Origin of the sequence: Methanosarcina sp. 2.H.A.1B.4 (assembly GCF_000979385.1) — an archaeon.
Classification (GTDB): Archaea; Halobacteriota; Methanosarcinia; order Methanosarcinales; family Methanosarcinaceae; genus Methanosarcina.
The window spans coordinates 1-6040 of the sequence record NZ_JJOV01000077.1; the positions used below are offsets into that span (position 1 = coordinate 1).

Here is a 6040-nt window from a genome sequence, read left to right on the forward strand (position 1 = left end):
CAATAGAGGGAGGAATGAACCAAGAAGCCACTCAGTCTTTAGCTGAGTGGTAGTTCACACGTCCCATAAACCCTGATCACAAAGTTTTCTTTTGTTAAAAAAATATATCTTTTATATTATGGAACATTTATATATTTTAAATGCAATGTATGTGTATTGAAAATAAAGAGATGTATGACAATCTGTTGTTAAAAACCAATTTTTGTTTTTAACCAAAGAGTCGTATACAATCTTATTTTTCAGCAATAACTAACAACTAAAACCAGGGTGAAACAAAATGGCTTATAATGACAGAGGAGACAGGGGAAGAGACAGCAGCCGTGGAGGCTTCGGAGCTCCCAGGGAAATGCACAAGACTAAATGTTCTGATTGTGGTGTTGAAACCGAAGTACCTTTCAAACCTGACCCGGAAAGACCCGTTTACTGCAGAGAATGTCTTCCTAAGCACAGGAAACCCAGAGAAGACAGATACTAAACCCGAATTTCGCTTCGGCACCCGAATTGCGCCTCGGGAGTACGCGGCCCTTTTCGCTGCGCTCAAGAGGGCTAATTTTGGATTATAAAGTGAGTTTCGCTCAAGCGGACTTACACTTTTACTTTTTTAAATATACCTCAGATCCGGAATATACTTTTCTCTTAATTAGTGACCTTATTTTTTTCGTTGGAGCTATCCAAAACCGGACCGCCAAATACTATATGAAAATCTTCTCCAACAACCAATTCAGTTAAAATATATTTTTCCTGCCGGCGGTCTGCTGGAATCTACCCCGAATACGTTTGTTAAATAAAGTTAAGAAAAGTGAAATTGAAAAACCCGTGATTTTTGCAGCTTTATAAGGGGCACTTTGCAGGGCTTTTTTAGATTAAGCAATTCTTTCCCTCTGGGGGAGATTTTTTGATTTAAGGGACTTTTTCAAGTTAATTATAGACTAAAGAAAGTAGCCCGAAAAAGGATCGCTTAATAAGAGGTGAAAAGTTCTCCTTATCCTTTCCAAGTAACTCAAAATTGATTCGAAAAAGGTAAGTTGGAGTCATCCATCTATATGTCTTTTTATATTATTCTGAAATATCTGTTATTATGGTTGACACACCCGAAAATTTGCCCGGTTGGGTAATTTGGCTTATTATTATATTTGCTATTCTCACAATTTTGGTAAAATGGGTATTACCTGTTATAAACTCCTAATTCTGAGACCGATAAATGGCAATTTAAAATTCAAGATAAATAAGCATGAACTCATTAGAAACTAATATTTAGTGTCTTTCCACTAATATTTTTTAAACATTTTCCCAGTTTTATGTATTCAGAAGTATCCGAAACTGGACCGCCGAATACGAAATGAAAATCTTCCCTCATAACCAATTCATTTGAAATATATTTTTCCTGCCGGCGGTCCGCTTAAATCTACCCCGAATTTTTTAGAAAATCAATACGACTTTTTGCGGGGGTTGTTTTTTCCTGAATTATTGGAGGGCTTTTCCGATCCCAAATCAGTACGTAATTACTGTAACAAACGATTTTTTACAATTTTGTCAACATTGTAAAAATACATAATTTTTGTCTTCAGATACTCTGCCTTAAATATTTGAGTATCAATTAATAATTATATTTCTACTTTGCCTATATTTTTTATACATTGTTTGTATAGTTAATGTATAACTTTCTTGATACACTTGGTTCCCCGTTTTCAGAAGGTGTTGGGATAACTCTAGATAAGGCAAATAATATTGATTCAAGGCTCAAAATAAGGGATATATTGCTTTTATTTTCCATAGCTGTAATTTTTCTTCCTGAATTTATCATTCCACTTTTTATTTTATTTTTACTTTCGCTCGTTTTTCTTAAAAAAAATTATTTGATAAATTATTCGAACTATGTATATAAAATTTTAAGATCAGAGAAAGAAAGCATAAGTGAAGAAGTAAAAGAAAATATTGAAAAAACTATTTCAGACTTGTACAAAAGATATGGATCATACAAAATAAAAAGGGAAACTTATTTAACTTTTCATGAGAAGGAAAAATTGATTAATACCTGCAATAACTGTCTAAATACTTGTTCTATTTTTACAAATAAAAGTAAACTTTTGGATGAGCCTTCTAAAGATTTTATTGGAAGATCAGTGGAGCAATTAACCTATTTACTGAATGAATTTAAGGCATATGACAATGAGGATTTTATACGGGAAAGAATCCAAAAATACGACTCTTTGTTTCAGAAGTCTCCTTTTCCTCTGGACGACTCACAAAAAAGATCCATAGTAATTGATGATACACATAATTTAGTTGTAGCAGGTGCAGGTTCTGGAAAAACCGAAGTCCTGATTACCAGAGCTGCTTACCTCACGGAAAGAACCCCTGATGGGGTTGATTCTAAAAAAATACTTATTCTTGCGTTTCAGAATAAAGCAGCTGGAGAAGTTAAAAATAGACTTGGTGAAAGGTTTGGGATTGATGCCATAGAAGTCAGAACTTTTCATTCATTAGGAAAGAAAATTCTTGAAGACGCCTGCAAAATCTCAGGTAAAGAGATTCCTGAATTAAAATTCTCGGGCTACAATTTTGAAAAAGAATTCTCTAGCTATGTTAATTCTCTATTCAATCTTAAAAAAACGGACGGAAATTTCCAGAAGAAAATTTTAGATTACATGAAATTTTACCATGATGATGAGATCATAAATAGTAAAGATGATTTTGAAAAAAAAGAAGAATTTTACAAATACATGAAGGGTCTAACATATACGGCCCTTGATGGTACTAAGGTCAAAAGTGAGGCTGAAAGGGCTATACTGAACTTTTTCCTGAGTCAAAACTTAAATGGAGAAAGGATAAGGATATTTTATGAACATCCTGCGGAGTGGATGGCTTATACCGATGCCAGCGGCGGGAAAAAAATCCCAATGCCTGATTTTTTCTTTTCCGATTACGACATCTACCTTGAACACTGGGCAATAGACAGGGATGGCAATGTGCCTGATTGGTTTGAAGGTGAAAACGCATCGGAAGAATACAGAAAAGGCATGGCGATGAAAATCGGGAAGTTCTCGCAGCAGGACAAATATTCTCTTGTGGAAACCACCTATTATGAATTCAAAGAAACAGATTTTGAGAAAACTTTGACCGAAAAGCTGACAAATGCATTAAAGGCAAAGTATCCTGATAAAGATTTTGAATTCACTCCTGCTCCGTACGAACAACTTGTCAATAGATTGAGCGCGGAATGCAAAGCAACTGTTAAAGGTCTTTCTTTCAACATTGGTCGATTCATAACAATTGCTAAAACGTATAATCTGTCCCCGAAAAAGATTGAGCAAAGGCTGTTAACTGAGAGATGGTCTGCAAAACAAAAAATGTTTGCCAGCATCGCTTTAGATATTTATGAAACTTATGAAAATAAATTAAGAAATGAAAACAAAATTGATTTTTCTGACATGATCAATCTTGCTGTAAAAGAACTAAAAGAAAACCAGGGATTATGCAAGGATTCTTTTGACCATATTTTGATTGATGAATATCAGGACATAAGTGCTCAAAGATACGAACTCATAAAAGAGCTTATGAAGAAAAACGAAGGATGTAAGTTGTTTTGCGTGGGCGACGATTGGCAGAGTATAATGGGTTTTTCAGGATCCAACCTTGATTTTTTTGTGAATTTCCATGAATACTTCGATCATCCTGCGAGGACTGACCTTTCTATCAATTATAGAAACTGCAAGTCTATAGTGGATACTGGTGCTGAAATTATAGTATACAATAAAGGTTCACAGATCGAAAAAGATACTTTCTCTAAAAATAATGATGAACGTCCTATCAGGGTTTACATCTCAGATTATGGTCGAAGATCCCAATACAAGTACCATTCCCAAATAGCTAAGCACTGTGTTGATTTAATGAAGTGTTATCTTGATGAAGGCTATGAGGCAAAAGACATTTTACTTCTATCCAGAATTGGAAAAAATATAATGATGCAGAATCTGTTGAGGGAATACGCCGAAAAGATGAATGTTCCTCTTTCCTTCGATGGAAGTAAAAACCCGAATAAAGTGCCTTTCATGACGGTTCATAGGAGCAAAGGCTTGCAAGCAAAAGTTGTTTTTCTGCTGGATGTGGTGGAAGGCATGTACGGTTTTCCCTGTGAATTAGAAAACCCCTACATTTTTGAGCCCGCAACTCTCTCAAGCAAGAAAGATAGATACCAGGAAGAAAGAAGACTTTTTTACGTCGCTGTTACGCGGGCTATGAGTGACCTAATTATCTATACGCAAAAAGATTCGGTTAGTAAATTTGTAAATGAAATTGAAAACAAAGTTACTATTTGTGAACTGAAATAATGCAAATCAAATTTTGGCAGCTCTCATTAATATGTCGATTTATTCCAAACTCCTCTGAATTTTTTGTAAGCAAACCGCACAAAACTTCCAATCTAGTTGAAATATATTTTTCCTGCCGGCGGTCTGCTTAAATCTACCCCGAACATGTTTGTTATGATAAAGTTAAGAAAAGTGAAATTGAAAAACCCGTGATTTTTGCAGCTTTATAAGGGGCACTTTGCAGGGCTTCTTTAGATTAATCGATTCTTTTCCCTTTTTGAGGAGTTTTTCAAATTCGAGCGACGTTTTTTTAAGTGGATTATGGATCAAAAATATCAATATCAAACCCTTACCCATACAAATATTAAGCAAAACCTCATAAACGGTTCTATGCGGTTCAAAATTATCCTTGAGGAAGACGAAGAAGTAGGGGGATTTATTGCCAGCTGCCCCAGTTTGCCGGGTTGTTTTTCAGAAGGAGATACAGTAGAAGAAGCAATTGAGAATATTAAAGAAGCGATTCAGGCCTGCCTGGAATCCCTCGCAGAAGACGAACTGCAGGAATGCATCGGGAAATCTTCCTGTAGAGTTGTTGACGTGGTTGCTTAAATGTCTGGACTTCCTGTAATTTCCGGAATGCAGGTAATTAAAGCCTTTTCTAAAGCTGGCTGGCTCCCACACCGGCAGGTAGGAAGTCACGTTGTCCTGAGAAAGGAAGGCTCAAAAGTTACGCTTACCGTCCCGAAGCACAAAGAACTGAAACCGGGACTTTTAAGAAATTTAATAAAAGCTTCAGGGCTCACGGTAGAAGAATTCGAAGTTCTTTTGAAGTAAACTTATTTGATTTGATTATTTTTTCCTGCCGGCGGTCTGCTTGAATCTCTCCCGAATACGTTTGTAAAAATCTGATAACTCGAAAACCTGAGAGCCTTTACATGTTGGAGAAGTAGCATTTTCCAGCTCAATCAGTTTTGCACTTCATCGATCAGTTCTCCTCGGGACTGTTTTTTGGATCATCAATCAGATTTTTGGCATGGGATAGCTGTTTTCAAATTATAGTAGTGGGTTTTTCAAGTGAATCCTGGTTTCAGGAGCGATCAAAAAATGGGCTGCTATCTCCTCTTAAATACAGGTATGGAAATTGTTCTCTCAGTTGAGATAGTGTACGTTATAATTATAGGTATATTTATATATTATATGTGCAATGTATATGTGTTGATAAATAAAGAGACGTATAATAATCTGTTATTAAAAACCAACTTTTGGTTTTAATCAAAGAGTTCTATACAATCTTGTTTTTGAACAATTAACTAACAACTAAAACCAAAGGTGAAACAAATATGGATTTTAATGACAGAAACTTCAGAGGAAATTCTAATTCCAATTTCGGCGCTCCCAGAGAAATGCACAAGACAACCTGTTCAGACTGTAAAGCTGAGACAGAAGTGCCTTTCAAACCTGACCCCGAAAGACCTGTTTACTGCAGGGATTGTCTTCCTAACCACAGGACACCCAGAGAAAACAGATATTAAGTGTTATTTGTGTAACTGAGTTACATCAACACTTATTTCTTTTCCACTTTTTTTAAATATACCTTAGACTCGGAATATACTTTTTCTTAACTTGTGATCTTTTGGGCTCTGTAGAAATCCTTAATTTTATGCAAATTATTTCTACAACTTTTTTGTTTATGTTATACACTATCAGTTTAATTTTTATTTCTTTGATCT

General features: G+C 35.4%; 5 protein-coding genes. All 5 read left to right on the plus strand.

The window, feature by feature from the left end; all coding sequences use genetic code 11:
- Positions 1 to 277: 277 nt before the first annotated feature.
- Complete coding sequence (locus EO92_RS11740) at positions 278 to 475, plus strand: CxxC-x17-CxxC domain-containing protein (protein ID WP_048131897.1); 198 nt, start codon at positions 278 to 280, stop codon at positions 473 to 475.
- Between the two features lie 1177 nt (positions 476 to 1652).
- On the plus strand, positions 1653 to 4331 hold the full coding sequence (locus EO92_RS11745) for a UvrD-helicase domain-containing protein (protein WP_082108100.1): 2679 nt from the start codon (positions 1653 to 1655) through the stop codon (positions 4329 to 4331).
- A 369-nt stretch (positions 4332 to 4700) separates the two neighbouring features.
- Complete coding sequence (locus tag EO92_RS11750) at positions 4701 to 4919, plus strand: type II toxin-antitoxin system HicB family antitoxin (protein ID WP_200896775.1); 219 nt, start codon at positions 4701 to 4703, stop codon at positions 4917 to 4919.
- Entirely contained in the window at positions 4920 to 5144 is a 225-nt protein-coding gene (locus EO92_RS11755) for a type II toxin-antitoxin system HicA family toxin (protein WP_048171799.1), read from the plus strand. It abuts the gene before it with no gap.
- Positions 5145 to 5650: 506 nt separating this feature from the next.
- Positions 5651 to 5842 carry a CxxC-x17-CxxC domain-containing protein gene (locus tag EO92_RS11760; RefSeq protein ID WP_048171801.1) on the plus strand — a complete coding sequence of 64 codons (192 nt, stop codon included), beginning with the start codon at positions 5651 to 5653 and terminating at the stop codon, positions 5840 to 5842.
- The last annotated feature ends 198 nt before the right edge of the window (positions 5843 to 6040 follow it).